Annotated in this window: 15 protein-coding genes; 6 read left to right on the plus strand and 9 right to left on the minus strand. The window is 52.4% G+C overall.

What is annotated here, in order from left to right; translation table 11 throughout:
* Positions 1-55 precede the first annotated feature (55 nt).
* Complete coding sequence (locus tag Q0N43_RS01295; protein ID WP_295441372.1) at positions 56-973, minus strand: LysR family transcriptional regulator; 918 nt, start codon at positions 971-973, stop codon at positions 56-58.
* Positions 974-1072: 99 nt separating this feature from the next.
* On the opposite strand from Q0N43_RS01295, the gene Q0N43_RS01300 reads away from it, so the two are divergent.
* The 4 genes from Q0N43_RS01300 (at position 1073) to Q0N43_RS01315 (ending at position 6941) form a co-directional block, all read left to right on the plus strand.
* Positions 1073-2212: a TIGR03364 family FAD-dependent oxidoreductase gene (locus tag Q0N43_RS01300; protein ID WP_295441375.1), complete on the plus strand. Its 1140-nt coding sequence runs from the start codon at positions 1073-1075 to the stop codon at positions 2210-2212.
* Positions 2212-3054, plus strand: a complete 843-nt coding sequence (phnX, locus tag Q0N43_RS01305) for a phosphonoacetaldehyde hydrolase (RefSeq protein ID WP_295441378.1) — start codon at positions 2212-2214, stop codon at positions 3052-3054. Before Q0N43_RS01300 ends, phnX begins: the two co-directional genes overlap by 1 nt.
* On the plus strand, positions 3051-4337 hold the full coding sequence (locus tag Q0N43_RS01310) for a DUF5690 family protein (RefSeq protein WP_295441381.1): 1287 nt from the start codon (positions 3051-3053) through the stop codon (positions 4335-4337). The genes phnX and Q0N43_RS01310 overlap by 4 nt, the downstream gene beginning before the upstream one ends.
* 168 nt (positions 4338-4505) lie before the next feature.
* A complete protein-coding gene (locus Q0N43_RS01315; RefSeq protein ID WP_295441383.1) occupies positions 4506-6941 on the plus strand; it encodes a TonB-dependent receptor in 2436 nt (811 codons plus the stop codon).
* A 447-nt stretch (positions 6942-7388) separates the two neighbouring features.
* Here the strand turns inward: Q0N43_RS01315 and Q0N43_RS01320 are convergent, their stop codons facing one another.
* Both Q0N43_RS01320 and Q0N43_RS01325 read right to left on the minus strand, forming a co-directional pair.
* Positions 7389-8609 carry a serine hydrolase domain-containing protein gene (locus Q0N43_RS01320; RefSeq protein WP_295441385.1) on the minus strand — a complete coding sequence of 407 codons (1221 nt, stop codon included), beginning with the start codon at positions 8607-8609 and terminating at the stop codon, positions 7389-7391.
* Positions 8606-10531 carry an NAD(P)-binding domain-containing protein gene (locus tag Q0N43_RS01325; RefSeq protein ID WP_295441388.1) on the minus strand — a complete coding sequence of 642 codons (1926 nt, stop codon included), beginning with the start codon at positions 10529-10531 and terminating at the stop codon, positions 8606-8608. Before Q0N43_RS01325 ends, Q0N43_RS01320 begins: the two co-directional genes overlap by 4 nt.
* Positions 10532-10681: 150 nt before the next feature.
* Between Q0N43_RS01325 and Q0N43_RS01330 the strand changes: the two genes are divergently transcribed.
* Both Q0N43_RS01330 and Q0N43_RS01335 read left to right on the plus strand, forming a co-directional pair.
* A complete protein-coding gene (locus Q0N43_RS01330; RefSeq protein ID WP_295441389.1) occupies positions 10682-12934 on the plus strand; it encodes a TonB-dependent receptor in 2253 nt (750 codons plus the stop codon).
* A 12-nt stretch (positions 12935-12946) separates the two neighbouring features.
* Positions 12947-14191 carry a cytochrome P450 gene (locus Q0N43_RS01335; RefSeq protein ID WP_295441392.1) on the plus strand — a complete coding sequence of 415 codons (1245 nt, stop codon included), beginning with the start codon at positions 12947-12949 and terminating at the stop codon, positions 14189-14191.
* Here the strand turns inward: Q0N43_RS01335 and Q0N43_RS01340 are convergent.
* From Q0N43_RS01340 to Q0N43_RS01365, 6 genes are all read right to left on the minus strand, one after another.
* Positions 14186-15811, minus strand: coding sequence for an AMP-binding protein (locus tag Q0N43_RS01340; RefSeq protein ID WP_295441395.1), 1626 nt, complete (start codon positions 15809-15811; stop codon positions 14186-14188). The two genes, Q0N43_RS01335 and Q0N43_RS01340, sit on opposite strands and share 6 nt — an antisense overlap.
* Positions 15804-16442, minus strand: a complete 639-nt coding sequence (locus tag Q0N43_RS01345) for a TetR/AcrR family transcriptional regulator (RefSeq protein ID WP_295441397.1) — start codon at positions 16440-16442, stop codon at positions 15804-15806. The genes Q0N43_RS01340 and Q0N43_RS01345 overlap by 8 nt, the downstream gene beginning before the upstream one ends.
* A gap of 19 nt (positions 16443-16461) precedes the next feature.
* On the minus strand, positions 16462-17637 hold the full coding sequence (locus Q0N43_RS01350) for an iron-containing alcohol dehydrogenase (protein ID WP_295441400.1): 1176 nt from the start codon (positions 17635-17637) through the stop codon (positions 16462-16464).
* 264 nt (positions 17638-17901) lie between these two features.
* Positions 17902-18543 (minus strand): isochorismatase family protein, encoded by a 642-nt coding sequence (locus tag Q0N43_RS01355; RefSeq protein WP_295441402.1) that lies wholly within the window; start codon positions 18541-18543, stop codon positions 17902-17904.
* On the minus strand, positions 18543-19724 hold the full coding sequence (locus Q0N43_RS01360) for a CoA transferase (RefSeq protein ID WP_295441404.1): 1182 nt from the start codon (positions 19722-19724) through the stop codon (positions 18543-18545). Before Q0N43_RS01360 ends, Q0N43_RS01355 begins: the two co-directional genes overlap by 1 nt.
* Positions 19721-21595, minus strand: a complete 1875-nt coding sequence (locus Q0N43_RS01365; RefSeq protein ID WP_295441406.1) for a hydantoinase B/oxoprolinase family protein — start codon at positions 21593-21595, stop codon at positions 19721-19723. The genes Q0N43_RS01360 and Q0N43_RS01365 overlap by 4 nt, the downstream gene beginning before the upstream one ends.
* Positions 21596-21603 lie beyond the last annotated feature (8 nt).

The following is a 21603-nucleotide window of genomic DNA, read 5'->3' on the forward strand; positions in this document are numbered from 1 at the left end:
GAACTAGGCAAAGCAGAAGTCCGTTCGACACATTACGCGGCAGTGAGCTGTTCGCCTATGTTCTCGCCCGAATTTCTGCCGCAACCTTCAGCGCTGCTTTCATAAGTGGCATACGCCGCCTTTCGCTGCGAATGGCCAGATAACCCTCAACCTTGACGGCTCCCGACCCAGTTTTGATCGGTAATATGCGGATGCGGTTATCTGGCGGACACTCGCGTTCAAACATCAAACTGATGCCAAGGCCGTGCGCGACGCCTTCGCGGATCATTTCGCGCGTGTGTAACTCCATTGTACGGCCTGTGGGAATCTCGGCTTCAGACAATAATCTTTTCGTAGCTGCCAAGGTTCGCGACGATGCCTCGCGGACTAGAAGGACATGGTCGGCAATTGATTCCAATAGAAATTCCGAGCGGCCCTCGTCGCTCGAGCGCGATGGGACAATCGCCACCAAGCGATCCTGATAGAGCGGTACATAACTATAGTCAGGGTCAACTTTCGGTTCGCAGATGATGGCAACGTCAACCTGAGCCTTCATCAGTAACTCATTGGTATGGAGTGCATTGGCGATTGTCACGCGAAAGCGGGTTTGCGGCACCTTTGCCAAAAATTCCGCCATGAATTCCGCCGCAACTGGCGGGGAATCCGTTCCCAGACGCAGTATCGAACCGCTTTCAGGGTCATCTTCACCCAGAAGTACGTTAATTTCTTCGGCGATCCCGAACAACGCCTGCGCGCGTTCATACAAAGCCTGGCCTGCGTTTGTTAACGTAAGCGGTGGCCTGATACCTTCAATCAGCTTTACCTTGTAGCGCTCCTCAAGGGCTTTCAGCTGCTTCGACAATGTAGGCTGTGATATATTCAGCCGCCGCGCAGCGCGCGTCACGCTGCGCTCACTGGCAACTGCGTAAAACGAGCGAAGATGGTTGAAGTTGACGCTCATTGGAGCTCCGGCAATGTCGGTATCGACCGCCATCTATCGTCACCATGCCTTAAATGCATTTTGAAACTCCACTGCTTTACGTAATTGAACTAGACATCAAATGTTACAAATTTTGTCACGGACCGAATCAAGATGAATAAGTCATATGACGTAGCAGTAGTGGGCCGCGGGATTGTTGGCCTTGCCCACGCCCTTGCTGCTGCCAAAAATGGCTTGCGCGTCGTGGTGATCGATAGGACAGAGCGCGCAACGGGAGCCAGTATTCGCAATTTTGGTTTTGTGACCGTAACAGGTCAAGAGCGACATGAGATGTGGCCACTTGCACTTCGTGCGAAGCAAATCTGGACCGAAGTGACCTTGCGCGCCAAGATCGAAGTCCAACAGACGGGACTCGTTATGAGTGCACGTCGCCCTGCCGCGGCGGCGATACTTGAATCATTTATGGCGACCGAAATGGGTGCGGGATGTGAGCTGCTCACACACACGCAACTCGCTGCTCGCCATCCAGCCGTGCCTTATCAGCCTTGTGCCGCGGCCCTCGTAAGTTCACATGAACTTAGGATCGAAGCACGTGAGGCGATCCCCGCAGTGGCCAACTGGATGCGTGCGGAGTTGGGGGTTCATTTTGCTGAGCCAGCCAGCGTCATTGGGTGCACGCAAGGCCGCGTTGTTACGAGCGCCGGAACGATCAAGGCGGACTCAATCTTCATCTGCCCCGGCGACGACCTTAATGCATTATATCCCGGAGTTATGGCTGCGCATGCAGTTACACGATGCAAGCTTCAAATGCTGCGCCTCGCTGCGCCAAGCTATCGCTTGCCGAGTCCGGTGATGAGCGATCTCGGCATCATGCGCTACGAAGGGTATTCAGCCCTAACTGGCGCGGCGTCATTAACGGCGCAACTGCGCGATGAACAGCCGAGTGCGGTCACCGCCGGTGTCCACCTTATTGTTGCGCAGTCCGCCGACGGCTCGCTTGTCGTAGGGGACAGCCATGACTATGGCGATGCGCCGGACCCGTTTGTCCATGACGCGATTGATGACCTAATCCTCAATGAATTTGACGCTGTTCTTGGAACACCGCCGCCAACCGTCGAACGCTGGATGGGGGTTTATGCGTCCTCAAGCAAACAAAACTGGTTCACTGAACAGGTTGAGGCAGGCGTACACTTAACGGTCGTAACTTGTGGAGCGGGCATGTCGACTGCCTTCGCCATTGGGGAACGCGTTGTCGAGAAAGCGTTGAACCAGAAGATCAGGGAGCTTGCGTGATGGCATCGATTGAAGCGATCCTTTTCGATTGGGCCGGAACAGTGATCGATTTCGGATCGCGCGCGCCGGTGGTTGCGATGGAAAACACATTTGCAGGCGAAGACATCAAGGTCGAAAAGGATGTCATTCGCCGATATATGGGCATGGCAAAGCGCGAGCATGTCATTGCTATATTGTCCGAGCCAGCTGTCGGCGCACGTTGGCGCGCTGCCAAGAGTACTGATTGGACCGAGGCCGATGTTGATCGTGTGATGATTGCGCTTGAACCGGCGATGCAATCCGCTGCAACCGAGAACAGCCAACTTATTCCAGGTGCGGCAGCCGCAGTTTTGGCAGCGCGTGAAAAGGGAATCCGTATCGGTTCGACGACTGGCTACACGCGGGCAATGATGACGGGAATTCTCCCTGCCGCAGCAAGGCAGGGCTATGTCCCGGACGTAACGATATGCGCTGGGGAAACAGCGCAGGGCCGTCCGGCACCCTTGATGCTGTGGCAGGCAATGGCGCAGTTAAAGGCTTGGCCAGCTGGGCGCTGCGTGGCTGTCGACGATGCGCCCGTCGGTATAGAGGCCGGACGAAACGCGGGTTTGTGGACAATTGGCGTTGCCGCATCGGGCAACGGTGTCGGCATGGATGCAGATGCATGGGCTGCGCTTGATGCAGCCGAGCAGGCGGCGTGCCTAAAGCCCGTATTTGCATCATTTGATAAAGTTGGTGCAGATTTCGTCATTCAAAGTGTTGCGGATCTAGCACTGGCCCTTGATGCTATTGAGCAAGCGGTCGTTACCGGGTGCCATCCGGGTGGCGCGGCCACTGTCGCTTTGGGCTGCGAAGCGACATGATAACCCCGTCAGGCTTAGCCGCCCATGACCATGAAGACGGCAAAGACAGCCTAGCGTTTATATTATTTGCAGGTGGCGCCGCGTTCAGTGCCTATTTTGCGATGTATGCGTTCCGCAAGCCTTTTACCGCAGCAACCTATACGGACTTTGCCGATTGGCAGTTCGCAATCGACTTCAAAATCGCGCTCGTGATTGCACAGCTGATTGGTTACGCGCTCTCAAAATTCATCGGCGTCAAAGTGGTTTCCGAAATGTCTCCAGCGCGCCGTGCGCTTGCGATAATCAGTCTCATTGCAATATCGTGGGTTGCTCTCGTCCTGTTTGCGATTTTACCCGCCCAAGCAAAGCCAGTCGCTATGTTTTTCAACGGTTTGCCGCTTGGGATGATTTGGGGCTTGGTCTTTGCCTATCTGGAAGGACGCCGCTCGAGCGAAATTCTAGCATCGATCCTTTGCGCCAGTTTCATCCTTTCGTCGGGACTGGTAAAGTCGGTCGGTTCGTGGCTGATGGCCGAATGGCAAGTAACCGAGTTGTGGATGCCCGCGGCAACAGGTGTGCTTTTCATGCCAATACTTCTGGTATCGGTATACGGCCTTTCGCGCTTACCGCCGCCTAGCGCCCGTGATGTCGCTGAACGCGTTGCGCGCCCGCCTATTAACGCCGCAGGTCGTAGTGCATTCTTGGGGGAATATGGACCGGGTGTCGTTTTACTCGTGCTGGCTTATGTCCTGTTTACTGTGATCCGCGATTTTCGGGACAATTTTGCAGCGGAGATCTGGGAAGCACTTGGCTATGGTCAATCGCCGATTGTTTTTGCTGCCAGTGAAGCCCCCATCGCCGTTTTGACCCTCGTTATTCTGGCAAGCCTTGTTGCAGTCCGCGATAATTACCGTGCTTTGATAATTATGCATTTTATCATTCTGGCCGGTGCCATATTGGTTGGCGTTTCAACACTCGCATTTTCCGTCGGATGGTTGGATCCCGCCTTCTGGATGGTCGCATCGGGGCTTGGACTATATCTCGCTTATACACCATTCAACGCGATGTTGTTCGACCGTTTAATTGCAGCGTCAGGTCGTGCGGGAACGGCTGCATTTCTGATCTATATTGCGGATGCATCGGGCTACGCTGGCAGCGTCGGTCTGCTTCTGCTTCGCAATCTGCCTGGCATGGCCATTGACTGGCTGCCTTTTTACACCGCGCTCGCATTATTTGGCGCTGCGTTCAGTTTTTTACTAATGATCGCTTCTTTGCGACATTTTAATTACAAATTAAAGAAATAAATTTTACTATTTACTGTAAAGAGCAATTTTTCGCGATTTTTTCTAAAGTATTTAAAGCGTCTATTGATACTATGCATGCAATGAATTGGCGATGGAGCCAGATCACGTGTCAACCGTGTTGCGAAACTAGAAAAAATATCAGTTCGATTCGCGCGAAAAGGATAAACCATGAAAACTTTCATTTATGCTGCATCGATCAGTGCGCTGGCGCTTGCCAGCGCAACGAGTGCAAAGGCCTACGACGAAGTTGAGGCCGCCACCGCAGAAGGCGAGACCATTATCGTCACCGCCGAACGGGTCGCGCGCGCCAACAATGTTGTCGAGAAAGCTTATATTGAAGCGCTTTCTGGCGGCGAAAATATCGTCAATGCCATTCGCACAGTACCTGGTGTGCAAATCCGCGGTTCGGATGCGTTCAATGCGGATCCTTGGAGCTACGGCATTAACATTCGCGGTTTTGAAGTTAACCTGCGCAACTCAAAACTGGGCCAGACGCTTGATGGCTTGCCATTGTTCAACGCGTCTTATTATCTCGGCGGTGCACCGGCCACCAAGTTCCTAGCTTCCGAAAATGCAGATCGTGTTCAAGTAAACCAGGGAACAGCCGATGTTGGCTCGCCTTCGACGTCCGCACTCGGAGGGACAATTGCCTATTTCTCGCGCGAACCAAAAGCAGAGTTCGGCGGACGGGTTAGTGCTACATTATCTAGCTTTGACAGTCGCCGCGTCTACGCCGACATAGATACAGGTGAGATTTTCGGAAATACCCGCGCATATTTCGCAGTATCGGACCTTGATACCCACCTGTGGCCGCATGGCGGACGAACGCCAGCCGGTATCGAGCAATTCCATGTCGAGGGCAAAAGCGTCTCTGATTTTGGCGACGTTAAGCTTACGCTGCGTGGATCATATAACTACAGCGACGATGATCCCATCATCGAAGCCACCCGCGCTTTTATCGAGCAGACCGGCTACACGGTCGATGGTTCATCGGCGACTTTTAATCCCACCAGCGCTGCTCCAAATGAATATTGGGCGGACGAGTGGGCCGCGATACGTACCAACATCATGGGTTATGCCAAGCTAGACTGGAAACCGTCGGACACGATCTCGATTTCGTTTTCACCCTATTTCCATAGCAATGAAGGGGTTGGTGAATTCCTGCCACCATTTCAGGAACCCCGTTTCGTAAACACGGCTAATCCTGGCGCTTTGCAACAGGTGATCATTGCTGGTTCGCGCATTCGTACGACCTTTGCCGATAATCAGGGCCGGGCCGTTCTGCCGTACGCCAGTGGTGGCGTAGAACGCGTGTACACGGACCTCGCGGGCGCCATCGTGCGTTCGTCGACCTGCTTCAATGCAGACAATACCGCAAAGGCCGGCGCAGATTGCTCGTCAGCGCAAAGCTACCGGAACAGCACCTATTACTCGCAACGGTTCGGCGCAGTTTTCAACATCAACGCCGAGTTCGGCAATCACGATTTGCGCGCTGGTCTATGGTATGAAAAGCTTGATCGCGACTTTGGCCGTGAATGGTTTCCATATTTGGATATTCGTAAAGGCCCTATCGCCTCCAATACCGTCTACCGTGAAGATTTCCGCCAGAATTTCAAAACGGATGTGGTGAAACTCCACATTGCTGATACCTGGAATATCACAGACTCGTTAACGATCGATGCCGGTCTGCAGCATTATTTCGTCAAGATTTCAGGTACCTCGGTTGAAGATCGGAATTTCAATTCGGCAGGCCAACAGATTTCGACAACGCGCTCGAAATTCAACAGCGATAGCAACATGCTGTTGCCATCAGTTGGCGTAGTCTTTGATGCTACCGAACGGTTCCAACTTTTTGCCGGTTACTCGCGCAATTTTGCTGCAATCGGTGATTGGGCCATCGAAAAAACCGGAACCGATTTTTCCAATCTCAACCCAGAAGTCGCAACCAATTACGAAATCGGCACGCGGTATCGTGGTGCCGGTGTTCGCGGTGCGTTAACATTGTATCGCATCAAGTATAACGACCCGATTGTGTTTTTGACTGACGATTTTGCAATCGGTACTGGCGGGATCAACTATTCTGCAGGCACCGGCGGCACCTATTTTAACATCGACGGTGGCGTGCGGTCACAGGGTGTTGAAGCCAGCCTTGATGCCGATTTAACCCGCAACTTTGGTGCCGGACTTGCCGTCACGATTAACGATGCGACATACACAAAGGGCTTCCGGGGCGCGAGTTACGGGGGTAACCGGGTAACGGTGCCTGCTGGTGCAAAGGTTTCCGGAACACCTGATTATATTGTTGCTGGAACTCTTAACTATCGCAGCGAACGCATTAATAGCCAATTGACCGTTCGTCATATCGGTTCGGCTCCTGGAGATGCCGCGAATACGCCGGCGCTGGAAATCGATACCTACACGTTGGTCGACCTTTCGGTCGGTTACAAATTGCCGATCGGTGATCGCCAGAGCGTAGAAGCACGTCTTGGTGTGAACAACCTTTTTGACGAGCGCTATATTGGCGGTATTCTCGACGAGTTCACGCAGCGTTACACCGTGGGTTCACCCCGCACCGTTGCGCTGACGGCTACGATAAGCTTCTAAACATAAGCGTTTGGAACCGAGGTATTGGAGGAAGGGGCGGCGCGATGCGTCGTCCCTTCGTTGTTTTATGCCGAATGATTTGCATTGATTTAATCGGCGACTTTTAGGTCCGACGTAATCATACATCTACACTCGTTTTCTGCCGCAAAACTGCCGCTCCCCACTTGTTTGAAACCTGAACACAAAGCTTGCTAGCAAATTGTGCTTGAAATGTTCGGATCGTGTTCGGATTTTTAAGGGCTTTACAAAAAATTTGATTTATAACGAAAATTTCATCGGCCCGAATCTTGCCAACGTTGGGTTCGAGGGTTCGAATCCCTTCGCCCGATCCAATGATTTCAATGTCTTAGGCGGCACAGCCTTTGCTATCAAAACAGCGCGTCCTTCTCGGATCATTCCTGCGAACAATGCGCATAAACGCGCTGGAACAAATTAAAAACTAAACCTTTAGGCGAGCCACGCGCCTGTGGCATTCGATCTCCAACCGAGTGATTTATACACGGCATCTACCAGCGCTTGACCGCGTTTGTTAAGCAGTATGCCTGCGCCCATGCGGTTCATCGTATAGCCAAAACTAATGCCCGCAGACGGGTCTGCGAAGCCTATGCTGCCACCCATCCCCACATGCCCAAAGGCGGATTCCCCAAGGATAACGCTTTCTGCCCCCATAGCTCGATTATCCGTGCTGGCCATAAACCCCATAGCAAAACGCATAGGTTGCATTAGTACAGCATCTTCATGTGTGGCGGCACTCACCCGCCCCATCTGCGCAAGCGTCCTCGGCGAAACCAGCGTACCGCCTCCGTTGGCAAGCGGTGCATACATGCCGGCTAAACCACGGCCGTTAGTAATGCCATTTGCACTGCCCATTTCTGCGGCATGAACGACGCGGCTGTTAAAGTCTGAATTACCTTGGTTATTTAGAAACAAGTTGGGCAAACTGCCGGGCTGCTGCGTAGCCATTCGAAAGAATTTCGATGCAAAGTTTACCTCGGATGGCGCGGGAGGGATCATCGGCGCGACCCGCCGTTCTTCGGATTCGGGAAGACCAATATGAAAATCCAACTCAAGCGGGCCAGCAACCTGTTCAGCAAAGAGAGCACCAAGCGGCATCCCGGCGGCAAGCCGCACAAGGTTGCCTACAGTCCAAGCATAGGTCAATCCGTGATAGCCTTGTCGCCTGCCTGGCTCCCAAAACGCGGGTTCTAAAGCAACGCGCTCTGTCATATACTCCCAATCTGTAAGTCCCCCAGTTTTGATCGGTTCGCGCAAATGTGGGACAGGTGACGTGTGTCCGAGCATCATAGCCACGGTCGTGTCAGTTTTGCCCCCCGCAGCAAATTCCGGCCAAAGGTCTACGACCCGCGCATTGTAATCCAGTTTACCCTGATCAACGAGCATATGCGCACACAGCGCGGTTGCCCCTTTGGTACAGGAATAGACAAGGGAGATTGTGTCCCTTTCCCACTCCGCGCCCGTGTCCGCGTCTCGTAGCCCGCCCCAAAGGTCAATCACAGGTTTGCCATGGTAGGTAAGGCAAACGCTCGCGCCGACCTCATCATTGTGCTCGAAATTGTCGCGAAAGGCGAAAAGCACTTGCTCGAACCCGGGTTCGCACACGCCATGGATGCTTCGGCCATCGCGAAGCTGCTGCAATAGGATTGTCACGATATGTTAAAATTATCAGGAAAAAACTCTTTGGTCATCTTCCAATAATCAACGAGCCGGTATGGTAACAATGCAAATACCCGCCCGTTAGCGTTGCGATACCAGTTGTTCAGCCCCTTGTGCGTCCAAACCATCTTGGCGTGCAATGCGTCTACCTCTGCGACATGTGCGTCGTGTATATCCCGCTTTACGTCAATTTCTCCCACCCCGCGTTCGAGAACTTCACGCAGGCAGGCAAGTATAAAGCGCGTCTGGCATTCCGTAATGAAGATAACGTTACCGCCATGCGCCAGTCCGGTGTTTGGCCCCATCAGAGTAAAAAAGTTGGGGAAATCTGGGATCATAGTTCCTAGATATGCCTGTGCATCATCCTTGCCCCAAAAGTCGTGCAGGTCTCGGCCGCCTTTGCCTCTAATCGTCATAGGCGCCAGCATTTTGCTGGCCTGAAAACCAGTGGCATATACGATAGCATCAACTTCAAACATTTGGCCGTCAGCAGTTTCAATTCCTGCTGGCGTTATCTTTGCTATCCCTTCCGTCACGAGCTCCACATTAGGCCGTACCAGCATTTTAAACCAGTTATTGTCCACCAGGATACGTTTTCCATAAGGCGGATAACTGGGGGTCGCCTTCTCAACAAGGTCTGGACGATCGTTAAGTTGGGTTTGGAGGTAGCGCTCCATGAATGACCGATGCCGAGCATTGGTTTGGTTGATCGACTTCCCATCATCTTCCCATGACGGATCGACCATCAACGACGCATGAAGCCCATCTGCAAAAGCCCAGAAAAGCTGGAAGCGGTACCATCGTGCAAAAAACGGAATATGTGCGAGCGCCCATTTCATGCCGTCAGATACTTCTGCAAAGTAATTTGGGTTTGGCACCACCCAATGCGGGGAGCGCTGGAAAATCGTCAAACTTTTAACTTCCCCTACAATTGTGGGCCCCACCTGTTGGCCCGAAGCGCCTGTGCCAATCATGGCTACGCGTTTGTCGCGCCATTCGAAGTTCTTGTCCCATTGCGCTGTATGGAGTGCCACACCGGCGAATTCGGCGCGACCTGGAATGTCCGGAAGTTTCGGTCGGTTGAGTATACCAACTGCAGAGATAATCGCCTTCGCATTCAGCTCAGCAAGTGTCCCGTCGCGGCGGCGCAGCGTGAGTTTCCAATATGCATCCCCATCCTGATAAATGGCCGACACAACTTCGGTGTCGAACTGGATGCTAGAGCGAATATCGTATTTTTCTGCCGCACGTTCAAAATAGTCCCAAAGTTCGTCACGTTTGGCGAAGAAATGTGACCAGTCATGGTTTAAATCGAACGAGTATGAATAAAAATGATTGGGTGTATCGACGCCGCATCCAGGGTAAAAATTTTCGAACCAACTGCCCCCAACCGCGGAATTTTTCTCCATTACTGTAAAGGGGACGCCAGCTTCTTTCAGCCTTACAGCGGCACAAATACCTGACATGCCGGCGCCAATGATCACCACTGGAAATGCATCAAGTCTGTCTTTGGCAGGTTTAGTGCGCCAGACTAGACCTCGTGGGTCAACTTCGGACGCTTCTAGGTCCTCTCGCATCATCGCGACATAGTCTTCGCTCACTTCCTCGCCCGCAGCGGCACTCAGCATCTCCCGAAGAAGGCCTCCTTCGGGAATGGGCGGAAGTGGCCTTCCGCTTCGGGCGTAGTCGATCAAAGCTTCGGTTAGCCGTTCGCGGATTTCGCCTCGCAACTCCTCCGGCATAGTTTCTTGGTAATTCATCGGGCCTGCAATATGCGGGCGCGCCCGAGCCAAAATGTGGGTATCTCCCGTTAATTGAACCAATACAAGGAGCAGAGTTGCCGCGTCAGCACCCTCAAGCTCCGCTCTTAAAAGCTCGGAATCGGACAGAAATTCAAATGTCTGCGTGTCACTCATAAAGCAGCTTTCAAGCTCGATATTATCGTCATAAATTACCTTGGAATAGCTACATTTACATTCTCGCTTGCATTCTACTTAAAATAAAATACATCTACGTGATAGTATAAAAATATACGTTAGATAAGACGAATTAGGGGAGATGGTGAGATGGCTCAGTCGAAGAAATTGGTAGCAGGCACAACTTTATCAGCGCGTAATCCGTTAAGAATGCTTCATATCTTAACGCTGCTCAGTACTGCCTCACTTGCATCAATAGCAAACCCTGCATTTGCGCAATCTAAGGCGCAGGACGACACGGGGCTTGGTGATATAATTGTAACCGCAACGCGTAATTCAGAAGCCCTTTCAAAGGTCCCAGCTTCGATAACGGCTGTCGCAGGGGATGACCTTGGCGCAGGGGGAATTAAGGATGTTGCCTCACTTGCTTCAGCTATCCCCAACCTTTCGGTCGGTGACCAATTTGGTGTAAACCGAATTTTTATTCGTGGGATCGGCCTAACCAGCATCGATCTTGGTGCTGACGGAGGCGTGGCCTTTCTGCAAGATGGGGCGCAGATTGCAAGGCCGGCGGCCCAGTTATCTGGCTTTTACGATCTTGAGCGGGTCGAAGTGCTGCGCGGTCCGCAGGGAACACTTTACGGTCGTGGTGCCACAGCTGGGGCAATCAACCTAATCACAAAGCGCCCAACCGACGAACTCGATGGCTATGCGCAATTGACCTATGGAAATTATAACGCGCTCAGCGTCGAAGGCGCGGTGGGTGGACCAATTGCCGGCGAGAAGATCTTGGCTCGCGTATCAGGAAAGTATGATCGTCGCGATGGGTATGGCATTAATGAATTTACCGGCAAAGATATCGATGATCGCGACGCGTATGCTTTGCGCGGCGCCCTGCTTTTTAAGGCGGGTGAAACGGTAAACATCCTAGTATCCGGAGAAGTTTTTCATGAAAAGGATAGCAATTATGCGTTTCATTATTTTGGACCGACGGTTGCCCCGGAAAACCAACTCGGTGCCATTCTAGGCGGAAAATCTATTTTGTCGGTAGCGGCTGCTGCCGGCAAGACAGCAAACCTGCGCAATATCTATTCCGATCAGGAGCCGTTAAATGAACGTGATGGGCAAAGCGTAACTGGCACAATTGAATGGACGCCTGGTGACTGGAATTTGAAATCTATTTCATCCTATCACAAGTTTAAGCGCTTCAATCGCGACGATCTCGATGCTTCGGATGCTAACCTGTTTGGCCAAAACAACTACGACGAAAACAGCAAAACTTTCAGCCAGGAATTTGTAGGTAGTTATTCGAGCGACAAGTTTGATGCGATTATCGGCGGAATGTATTTTAATGAAAAGCTGTTCGGTAGTGTACGGGTACCGCTTACCAATTTAGGCGTTCTGTTCGGCGTGCCTGCAAACACTTTTGACGAGGCTAATTATCTTCAACAGGGCACCGTAACAATTGATGCCATCGGGCTCTATGCTCAAGGAAGCTACGCAGTAAGCGACAAGTTTAAAGTGACACTTGGCGGACGCTACAGCCACGAAAATCGGGATGGTGTAGGTAGTTTCGACTTCTTAGGATCGGTTTCGACTGACAAGAAGAAGGGGTGGAGTGCCTTTACTCCAACGCTTACATTAAACTATCAGGCAACTGATAGCACGCTGCTTTATGGGTCGGTTACCCGAGGGTTCAAATCCGGTGTTATCAATGTTGGATCTCGCAATGATGTCATTAACCCCGAATTTGTTTGGAGCTATGAGCTAGGTGTAAAGACTTCAGCATTGGACAATCGCCTGCAAGCAAACGTAGCTGGCTTCTACATGGACTATTCCGATCTTCAGGTCGGATTTGTAGATGCCACCAGCGTCGTAACAACGGTAAATGCGGCATCTGCACGCAACTTTGGTCTCGAAGCCGAACTCCGCGCGAAGCCAGCGCCTGGCCTGACAATCGAATTGTTTGGTACGTATCTAAATGCGAAATATAAACAGTTCGACAGCGGCGATTATCGCCAAGACTTTCAGGTAGTGAGCCTTGCCGGTAACCGTTTGTCTAATGCGCCGGAATGGTCTTTCCGGGCCGGTGCCGATTATGACATTCTGATAAATGGTTCGGGTAAATTAAACCTTCGCGCCGACATTAACTGGCAGGATCGAGTGTATTTCACGGAATTTAATAACGCTGATGCCACGCAAGCACCTTATGCCCTAATCAATGCTGGTGTAAAATACACACCTGATAACGGCATGTGGTCGATTGATTTATGGGGCCGAAATCTCTCAGACGAGCTGGTGGTTACCAATAACATTATAACAGCACCATTATTCAACAGCGTTCGAGTAGGTTCGGTAGCTCCGCCACAAACATATGGGGTAACGCTCGGCGTAAAATTCTAGGGGCTAGCCTGAATGGCAAACGATAGAGCCATATTTGATCCAACAGATCCTCAGCTTAAGCTGGATCCTTACCCGCTGTTTAAGGCTTTGCGTGAACAGGATCCGGTTCATTTTTCGGAGCTTGGGTTCTGGGTTGCCACAAGGTATGATGATGTTCGCACGGTCCTGATGGACCGTGAGAATTTCGGGCAGGGTGATTTCATCCGCAATATCCAGCTCTTCTATGGGCCTGATTTTGATGTTCTGTCTCACTCCGCCTATCGCTGGTTATCCGAGATTTTTCTCTATCAGGATCCCCCAAGGCACACGCGCGTGCGCGGGCTTGTGACCCAAGCCCTGACGGCGCGGCGGGTGGCGGAAATGCGCCCCCGCGTGCAGGCAATTGCAGATCGCTTGCTTGACGCAGTGATCGGTAGTGGGGAGATGGAGGTGATTCACCAATTTGCCTACCGCTTCCCCACACTCGTCATGTGTGACATGCTTGGTTTGTCCCCTCAGGAGGCTTCTGACGACGTCCTTGCCGCGCTTAATCAAGCGATCGCGGATTCTTTTATAGTTTTTGAAATGCGCGCTTTCGAACCTGACGTGCTGGCGCTGGCTAACAGCCAGATCGATTTCCTTGAAGAATTTTTTGGCAAGATTTTTGCAGCGCGCCGGATCGAACCCCGCGATGATCTGGCGACCGGACTGTGCAACGCCTGCGATGAGAATGGGCCGCTGACCGATCATGAGATGGCAACGGTCGCCATCGGGCTTTTTGGAGCTGGATTTGAAACAACCGCACATATGATCGGGAATGGTCTGTTATCGCTTCACAAATTTCCGGATCAATGGGCCAAGCTGGTAGCGGACCCTACGCTTGCTGCTTCGGCCAGCGAAGAGATTCTGCGCTACGAGAGTTCACTGGTCGGAACAAACCGAACGGCTTTCAAGGATGTGACTCTAGGCGACAAGACAATTCACGCAGGTGAGCGTGTGCTAACACTAGTTGCAGCGGGCAATCGCGATCCCGAAATATTCGACGCTCCGGATATTTTTGACATAGAGCGCAAGGGCCCTAGGCATCTCTCGTTCGGCGGAGGTATTCACTTTTGTGTTGGAGCAGAGTTGGCACGGTTGGAAGGCGAAATTGCCTTTACTACACTCGCAAAGCGTTTGCCCGGATTGAAAGTAGATGTCGCATCGGCGCGATGGCGGCAGGACGGCTTCATGTTCCGTGGCCTTACAGCGCTTAGCGCAAGTTGGCAGCCACTATAGTTTTTCCTTGCGCAACTTGATGCCGCTTGCCTCACGGTCCCAACTGTCGGCAGTAATACCAGCGACGCGCAATTCGGCTTTCATAACCTTAGCTGTCGGTGTTTTTGGCAGGTCGTCCATCATTCTGATGTAACGCGGCACCATGAAATAGGGTAGGCGCGAAGTTAGAAACTCGATTAGCTCAACATAATCTACGGTTACACCCGGCACTGGCGCTATTACCGCCATCACTTCGTCCTCAGAATATTCACTAGGCACTGCAATTACGGCGGCCTCGCGTACGTGAGGATGAGCCATCACTTCACTCTCTACTTCGAAGGACGAGATATTCTCGCCGCGTCTTCGGATTGCATCCTTCACGCGGTCAACAAAGTAAAAGAAACCCTCATTGTCGCGGCGAAACGCATCGCCCGTATGAAACCAACCATTGCGCCATGCTATTGCTGTCGCTTGTGGGTTTTTGTGATAGCCACTATTCATTGCCCACGGTCGGTCCGTGCGCACAATCATTTCTCCAACGGACCCGATCGGCACTTCGCAATCATTGCTATCCACCAATCGCACTTCGACGCCCGCGCGCACTTTGCCGCATGTACCAAGCTTATTTGGGTTGGCCTCTGACACAATCGGTGAAGAAATTTCGGTCATGTTGAATATCGTGAATACGTCAATTCCAAAGCGTTCGTGGAACGGCCCCGCGGCATCAGTCAACGGTACCATGAAAGCGACGCGTACATTGTTATCTCGGTCATCCGGAGCCGGGAGTCGTTTCATCAAGAAGGTTGCCATGACGCCGAGCAAGAAGATAACCGTGCATTCAGTCTTCCGCACAAAATCCCAGAAGCTGTCGGTTGAGAAGTTCTCCATTAGGGCAATCGATCCGCCGCGCGCGAGCATCACGAAAGGAATACCAAGGCCTCCAATGTGGAAAATCGGCATGTTAACAAGATAACGGTCCTCACCAGTAACAAAGTGCCAGCTTTCAGGCCCGGCATTGGTGAAGAGATGAAGATAGGAGGACAGCACGCCCTTTGATGGGCCCGTTGTTCCTGACGTGTAAATGATAGACTGATTTTCCCAAGGTTCGATTGGGCTGGCAAGCGGTTGAAGTTCATCCTCGGTCCCGTTGACGTTAACAAAATCGATTGTTTCAAGTGCGGATGTTGTTGCGAGCTTGCCCAGTGTCACAATTTTTGAAATGGCGGCTGTGTTGATCCCGTCTAAGCGATCAAGAAGGCCTGCGTGGGCAATGAGAAGTTCGGCGTCCGAATTCGCAAGGACATGCTCCAATATGGTCCCGCGATAGGCGGTGTTAAAGGGCACAAACACGGCACCTATGTAGTTGATTGCGTAGAAGGCGATCAACGCTTCTCTGCCATTCGCCATCCAGACAGCAACATGGTTGCCGCGTTTTACGCCCAACTTCTGTAGTCCTGCCGCCTTGCTGATTACCAGCTCGCGCAACTCAGCATAGGTCCAGCAGCCACCATCTTCAAATATGGCATAGACTTTATCGGGCTGCTTTTGCGCCCAATCATCAATCAAGTAGCGCAACACGCAGGTATTACGGTCAAGGACGCGGGGATCGCTATGGGTGGCAGCAGCCATCTGCTCAACCACGTTGGGCAGTCCCTGGGAGCACCATTTTCATGATCATGTTGATCGCGTCCATGACAACTTCAGTTGCCGACCAGCGCCCGCCGTCGTGATACCAAAGCGCAATCCATGTCAGTAGCCCGCTGACCCAAATCGCCGTCTGCGAAGGGTGTCGAATATCAAACTCGCCCGTCCGCTTTCCCTTTTCAAGTAGGTCGCTCAACTGAAGATCAAACTGGTGTCGCAAATCACGAATGCGCCTTGCATCCTCAACATCTAGGCTCTTTTCCTCTCTCAGATAAACACTGATGTACCGCTGATTTTCAATAATTATGCGGGCAACCCGCTCGGCCACCATTTTGAGCCGTTCAGTAGCGGTGCCTTCAATAGACAGCGCCTCTTCGAGAACATTAAGAGAGAGCTGGATACCTGTTTGGCAAATTTCGTAAAGCAACTCGCCTTTATTTTTGTAATAGGAGTAGATGAATGGTTTCGTCACATTCAGTTGTTCCGCCACAGCATCTAGGGTCGTCGTTTCATATCCGTATGTGTAAAACAAGTGGCTCGCTTCTTCAAGGATACGGCGCCTTTTATAGGCTGCGATCTCATCCTTTAATTGTGTCGATTTTCGAACTTTTAATACGGCTTCCGGCATCAGTTTTCCCAACTTGCGATTAACCCATCGCCGTCTGCAGGATGCTCATTACATCCGCGGATTTGGTTATTGGACGAGGGTTTGTACGCCCCCAGATGTCTTCAAGAGTATAGTCAGCGATAAGTTGCAACTGGCTTTCGACAACCCCCACTTCACGCAATGATCGCGGCATCCCGAGGCCTCGGATTAGCGTATCCAGTAACTCCGAGGCAGGCTTGCTTGCATCGCCCAAACAGGCGCTGATCCGCTTTTGTCTGTGCGCGTTCACTTCCAAGTTATAAGCCTGAACAAAAGGTGACATAACGCAGGAAGTATACCCATGGGGGACATCGCACGTCCCGCCCAGCACATGCCCGATAGCATGGCTTGCGCCCATCGGGACGCCTCCAATAATCGGGATCATCGACTGCCATGCCCCGATTTGGCATTTCAGACGCGCGTCAAGATTTGCGGGATTTGCTTTAACTTCCCGCAAACCCTCTGCAAGTAGGCGAAGCGCGCTGTCCGCCAGCCCATCACAGAAATCGTTAGAAAGCAGTGACGCCAGCGTTTCCGTGGCATGATCCACCGAACGAACGCCGGTCGATAACCATAGCCATTCAGGCGTATGCACAGTAATTGCCGGATCAAGCACGACGCAAACAGGAACCATGTCGCGTTGGGCATAAGCCTGCTTTTGCTTTATTTTTTCATCGGTTGCGCCGGAAAGCGGGTTAAACTCTCCGCCCGACAGGGTTGTCGGGACACAAATCGCGCGAACGTCCGGGGCATCAAATGCCGGGTTCGTAACAGTTCCGTCCTCTTCCACACGAGTGCGAAAATTATCAAACTGTTCTACCGTGGTGATATTGTGCTTGAGGCAGATGAGCATGATTTTTCCTGCATCCGTCACCGAACCACCACCAACTGTAATAATTAGATCGGCGCCCACCGACCGCGCATGTTCCGCTGCTTTGAGGACGTCGCCGCGAGGTGCGTGCGGCTGGATGCCGTCATGGGTCGCAACATGGCGCGTGCCTAATGCGGCCTCGATCCGACGGATCTCGTCCGTTTTCTGGTTAAGATGTGAACTGGCCAAGATGAAAACCTTGCGGGCACCGCGATTGGACGACTCTTCGGCAACAGCCTCTGCTGCGGGTACTCCCAGTGTGACGCGTTCTGTCGCCGTCAAAACGACCTGTGATGCAGCTACCATAAAAAACTCCCATCGTTTTGCTGGAACGTATACTACAAAGTAGCATGTTTTTCCCATGGGTCAATTTCTAAGGTTAGGAATTAAAGGCGAGTATGCTGTTGCACTACAAGTCCGAAAGCTATGATTTTTTGCTTCGGCTTAACCCGAACCAAGGCTGACTTCGCTATTTGGAGCATATACCACTTCGGTTTTTGTGCGTGTCGCCGGGTTTATGTTTAGTGGAGAGTTTAGATGGCCCATATCCACCTTCTTTCTCTAATTTAGTTATAGCCCCACGCTCGCAGATATAAGAGCACAAGCTTCACGTTCCGAAACGACTTCTGCATATTTGGCCTGTAGGTCGAACAGATTAGCTTCATGTGGTGCCGAATGCCGATCGCCACAGGCTTCACGCACGACGAAAGGTGCAAAGCCGGACTGCAATGCGTCCAGCGCCGTTGCGCGCACACATCCTGAAGTCGAAAGCCCTGTTATGAGCAATGTGTCTATCCCTTCGTCAGAAAGCGTCTCTGCAAGTGATGTCCCAAAAAATGCCGACGCGAACTGTTTTGAAATGACGCGCTCGCCGTCCACCGGTTGAAGCGACGGGGGAAATGCGCCTAATGGCGACCCTTCCAAAAACACCCGAAGCGACGGGATTTTCTTGTAGAACAAACCGCCGTCTGCGCCATCTGCCTGATACACGACATTCGTAAAGAAGACCGGGATTCCGGCAGCCCGCGCAGCCGCCAGCAGGCGTTCGTTGCTGGCCAACGCATCCTCAACCTGCGCGTACAAAGGCGATGCAGGGTCCAGGTACGCCATAACAAAATCGACGATGAGAAGCGCAGGGCGTTTACCAAAAGAAAGACGGCCGTCGAACGCGCCGACATAATTTGCGGTCAGTTCGTCATTCTGTTGCGGCATCAGATTGCGCCAGCCGCCTTCAGCCTATCCAACTCCGCAGTATCCATCCCAAGTAAGCCGCCATATATTTCGGCATTATGTTGGCCTACAATTGATGGTGCGGGGGAGCGAACGCTGCTAGGAGTGGCCGACATCTTCGGAAACGCACCCTGCATTTTCAGCTTGCCGTACCGCTCTGTCTCGACTTCGATAATTGCTTCCCGCGCTTGAAAATGCGGATCCTCGAGCATCTCCGGCGCGCGGTATACCCGGCCTGCGGGGATTGAATATGCAATCATCAACGCGTCGACTTCATCAACGGTAAGTGTGGCCGTCCAGGCATTGATAATTTCATCAAGTTCCAACTGGTTGTGGCCGCGCGCAAGATGCGTTGCGAACCGAGGGTCCGTCCCAAGGTCGGGCACGCCCATAGCTTCTGCCAATCTTTGCCACAGCGAGTCTTTGTTCGCGCCAATCATATATTCGCCATCCTTGCAAACATAGACGTTGGATGGCGCAATGCCGGGTAGAATTGAACCGGAGCGTTCCCGAATAAAGCCGCTATGGTCATATTCGGGGACCAGCCCCTCCATGACTTGCAATACACTTTCATAAAGCGCGGCATCGATAACTTGCCCCTGACCAGTGACGTTGCGATGGTGCAATGCTGCAAGCACGCCCATGCAACCATAAGTGGCGGTCAACGTGTCGCCGATGGAAATGCCCATGCGGCTTGGTGATCGATCAGGCTCACCCACAATATAGCGCCAGCCGCCCATTGCTTCGCCAATGCCACCAAAGCCTGCGCGGTCTGAATAGGGCCCCGTCTGGCCATAGCCCGACATGCGTGCAATGATCAGGCTCGGATGTTCAGCCAAAAGCGCTTCTGGAGAAAAGCCCCATTTTTCCATCGTGCCGGGCTTGAAATTCTCGACCAAGATATCGGCTATGCCAATCAATTGGCGGACCAGCGCCTGCCCTTCTGGAATCCGCAAATTGGCCGAAACAGATTTCTTGTTTCGTGCAATGACTTCCCATTGCACCTTTTCTTCGCCTTGGCCCCACACGCGCATTGGGTCGCCCGCGCCCGGGGGCTCGACCTTGATAACTTCTGCGCCCATATCGCCCAGTAGTTGTCCGCAAAACGGTCCAGCGAGCAGCTGTCCGAGTTCAACAACACGTAAACCCTTAAGTGCACTCACTCAGCAGCCTCCAGCGCTGTCCAGACAGGCTGAACAGGAGCCTTCAGGCCTGTTTCCGCCTCGCAATTGGCTCGCAGCGTTTCAATACCCGGCCCGTAATTGAACAATGGAAGTTCGCCGCGCTCTTGCCGCAAACGGCTGCGCAAGGCCTCAGTGGCATCGACATCTACTACGCCATGTGCGTTGGCAATTACGCCATAAGCTTTTGCGCCTTCGACAGTAACAAGCCCTTGGATGATTTCTTTGCCAACCAATGCCGGATCACGGTCAAGTGCGTCGCCCCAACCGCCACCACCCCACGTGATAAAGTGCAATTGATCGCCCTCTTCGACATGGATGTCCTCGACCTTATTGCCGATAATCTGCGAAGTGCCGTCAGCTTTTTCGAGAATTTTGCGTGCGCGCTTGCCAGGCTCACCGCCATTGACGCCCCACGGAGGCACGAACCAACGGTCATCGTGGATCGAGATCGTGCCTGTCGCCAAGAAACGGTAGGTCATGTGGATACCATTGCCGCCACGATGCAGACCAGCCCCACCGCTGTCGGGCTCGGTTTCATAACGTTCGATTATCAATGGGAAATACCGCTCCAAAAATTCATTGGGTACATTGGTAAAGCCCGGCCATAGCGAGTGGCCGTCTGGCCCGTCGCCCATTGGACGTCCGGGAATTCCACCAAAGCCTATCTGGAACAGCTGGAACCAGTCACCCTTTTTATCATTGCCAGAATAGAAGACATGGGGGCTTGAGGAAAAACCAGCAGCATTTAGGAATTCGGGTGTTTTCTGCCCCAAGAGACCACCTAAAATATCGAAAATGCGGCCCAGCGCGTGGGTGCGACCCGAGAGCGCTGCTGGAAATTTCGGCTTGAGAAGAGAGCCGTCCGGAATGCGGACATCGATCAGATCATAAAAGCCATCGTTAAAGAGAATTTGGGGATCGAAGACCATGATCATGTAAATGCCAAAGAACATTTTGAACATGTTTTCGTTAAGCAGAAAGTTGATTGAAGCCTGACTTTGCGGGTCCGTGCCGGCAAAATCGAGCACAACCTTTTCGCCGTCGCGCCACATGGTGCACTTAATTTTATACGGGCCAGCGCCCATGCCGTCGTCGCAGATATAATCTTCGAAGCTGACCGGTTCTTCGCCAATGGCCATAGCAATAAGCGATTTCATGGCGCGGTGGTTTCGCGCCAGCAACTCTTGTGTTGCCGAGATGTAGACATCATCACCAAAGCGCGCGGCCATTTCGACAACACGGCGCGCTGCAACCCGGCAGGAAGCGATAAGTGCGTTCAAATCCGCCTGACACCAATCGGGCTTGCGGGTCTGGTGCATGACGAGCTTCATCAGATCGTCATTATATTCGCCCTTTTTCCAGATTTTGACGGGCGGAATGCGAACGCCCTCCTCAAAAATTGAACGGGCGTTAATTGGCATCGAGCCGACAACTTTTCCGCCAATGTCGGACTGGTGGCCAAACATTGACGTAAAAGCGATCAGACGTCCGTCTTTGAAAACAGGCAAGAGCACGAGCCAGTCATTCGAATGGCTAACCGCGCCGGCGCAAGAATAGGGGTCGGACAAGAAAATCATATCGCCGTCTTCGAGTGTTCCGTCGAAGTTATCGAGGAAACCACCGATAAAACTGCCAAACTGGCCAACAATCATTTTGCCGGTGTGATCCGCTATCAACGGGAATGCATCCCCCTGTTCACGAATACCTGGCGACATGGCTGTGCGCACCAACGTCGCATCCATTTCGATGCGGGCATTACGCAGCGCGTTTTCGATGATGTCTAGCGTAACCGGATCGATAGCGATTTTGTTGAAGGGGGTGTTGTTCGTTTGAATGATTTGGGCGGGCATGTCGTTCG

Source organism: Sphingorhabdus sp. EL138 (genome assembly GCF_945882965.1).
Classification (GTDB): Bacteria; Pseudomonadota; Alphaproteobacteria; order Sphingomonadales; family Sphingomonadaceae; genus Sphingorhabdus_B.

What these genes read in the sequence shown, in the direction of transcription:
- Q0N43_RS01295 (WP_295441372.1), bottom strand. Translation starts at nt 973, where the DNA reads ATGGCGGTCGATACCGACATTGCCGGAGCTCCAATGAGCGTCAACTTC.
- Q0N43_RS01300 (WP_295441375.1), top strand. Translation starts at nt 1,073, where the DNA reads ATGAATAAGTCATATGACGTAGCAGTAGTGGGCCGCGGGATTGTTGGC.
- phnX (WP_295441378.1), top strand. Translation starts at nt 2,212, where the DNA reads ATGGCATCGATTGAAGCGATCCTTTTCGATTGGGCCGGAACAGTGATC.
- Q0N43_RS01310 (WP_295441381.1), top strand. Translation starts at nt 3,051, where the DNA reads ATGATAACCCCGTCAGGCTTAGCCGCCCATGACCATGAAGACGGCAAA.
- Q0N43_RS01315 (WP_295441383.1), top strand. Translation starts at nt 4,506, where the DNA reads ATGAAAACTTTCATTTATGCTGCATCGATCAGTGCGCTGGCGCTTGCC.
- Q0N43_RS01325 (WP_295441388.1), bottom strand. Translation starts at nt 10,531, where the DNA reads ATGAGTGACACGCAGACATTTGAATTTCTGTCCGATTCCGAGCTTTTA.
- Q0N43_RS01330 (WP_295441389.1), top strand. Translation starts at nt 10,682, where the DNA reads ATGGCTCAGTCGAAGAAATTGGTAGCAGGCACAACTTTATCAGCGCGT.
- Q0N43_RS01335 (WP_295441392.1), top strand. Translation starts at nt 12,947, where the DNA reads ATGGCAAACGATAGAGCCATATTTGATCCAACAGATCCTCAGCTTAAG.
- Q0N43_RS01345 (WP_295441397.1), bottom strand. Translation starts at nt 16,442, where the DNA reads ATGCCGGAAGCCGTATTAAAAGTTCGAAAATCGACACAATTAAAGGAT.
- Q0N43_RS01350 (WP_295441400.1), bottom strand. Translation starts at nt 17,637, where the DNA reads ATGGTAGCTGCATCACAGGTCGTTTTGACGGCGACAGAACGCGTCACA.
- Q0N43_RS01355 (WP_295441402.1), bottom strand. Translation starts at nt 18,543, where the DNA reads ATGCCGCAACAGAATGACGAACTGACCGCAAATTATGTCGGCGCGTTC.
- Q0N43_RS01365 (WP_295441406.1), bottom strand. Translation starts at nt 21,595, where the DNA reads ATGCCCGCCCAAATCATTCAAACGAACAACACCCCCTTCAACAAAATC.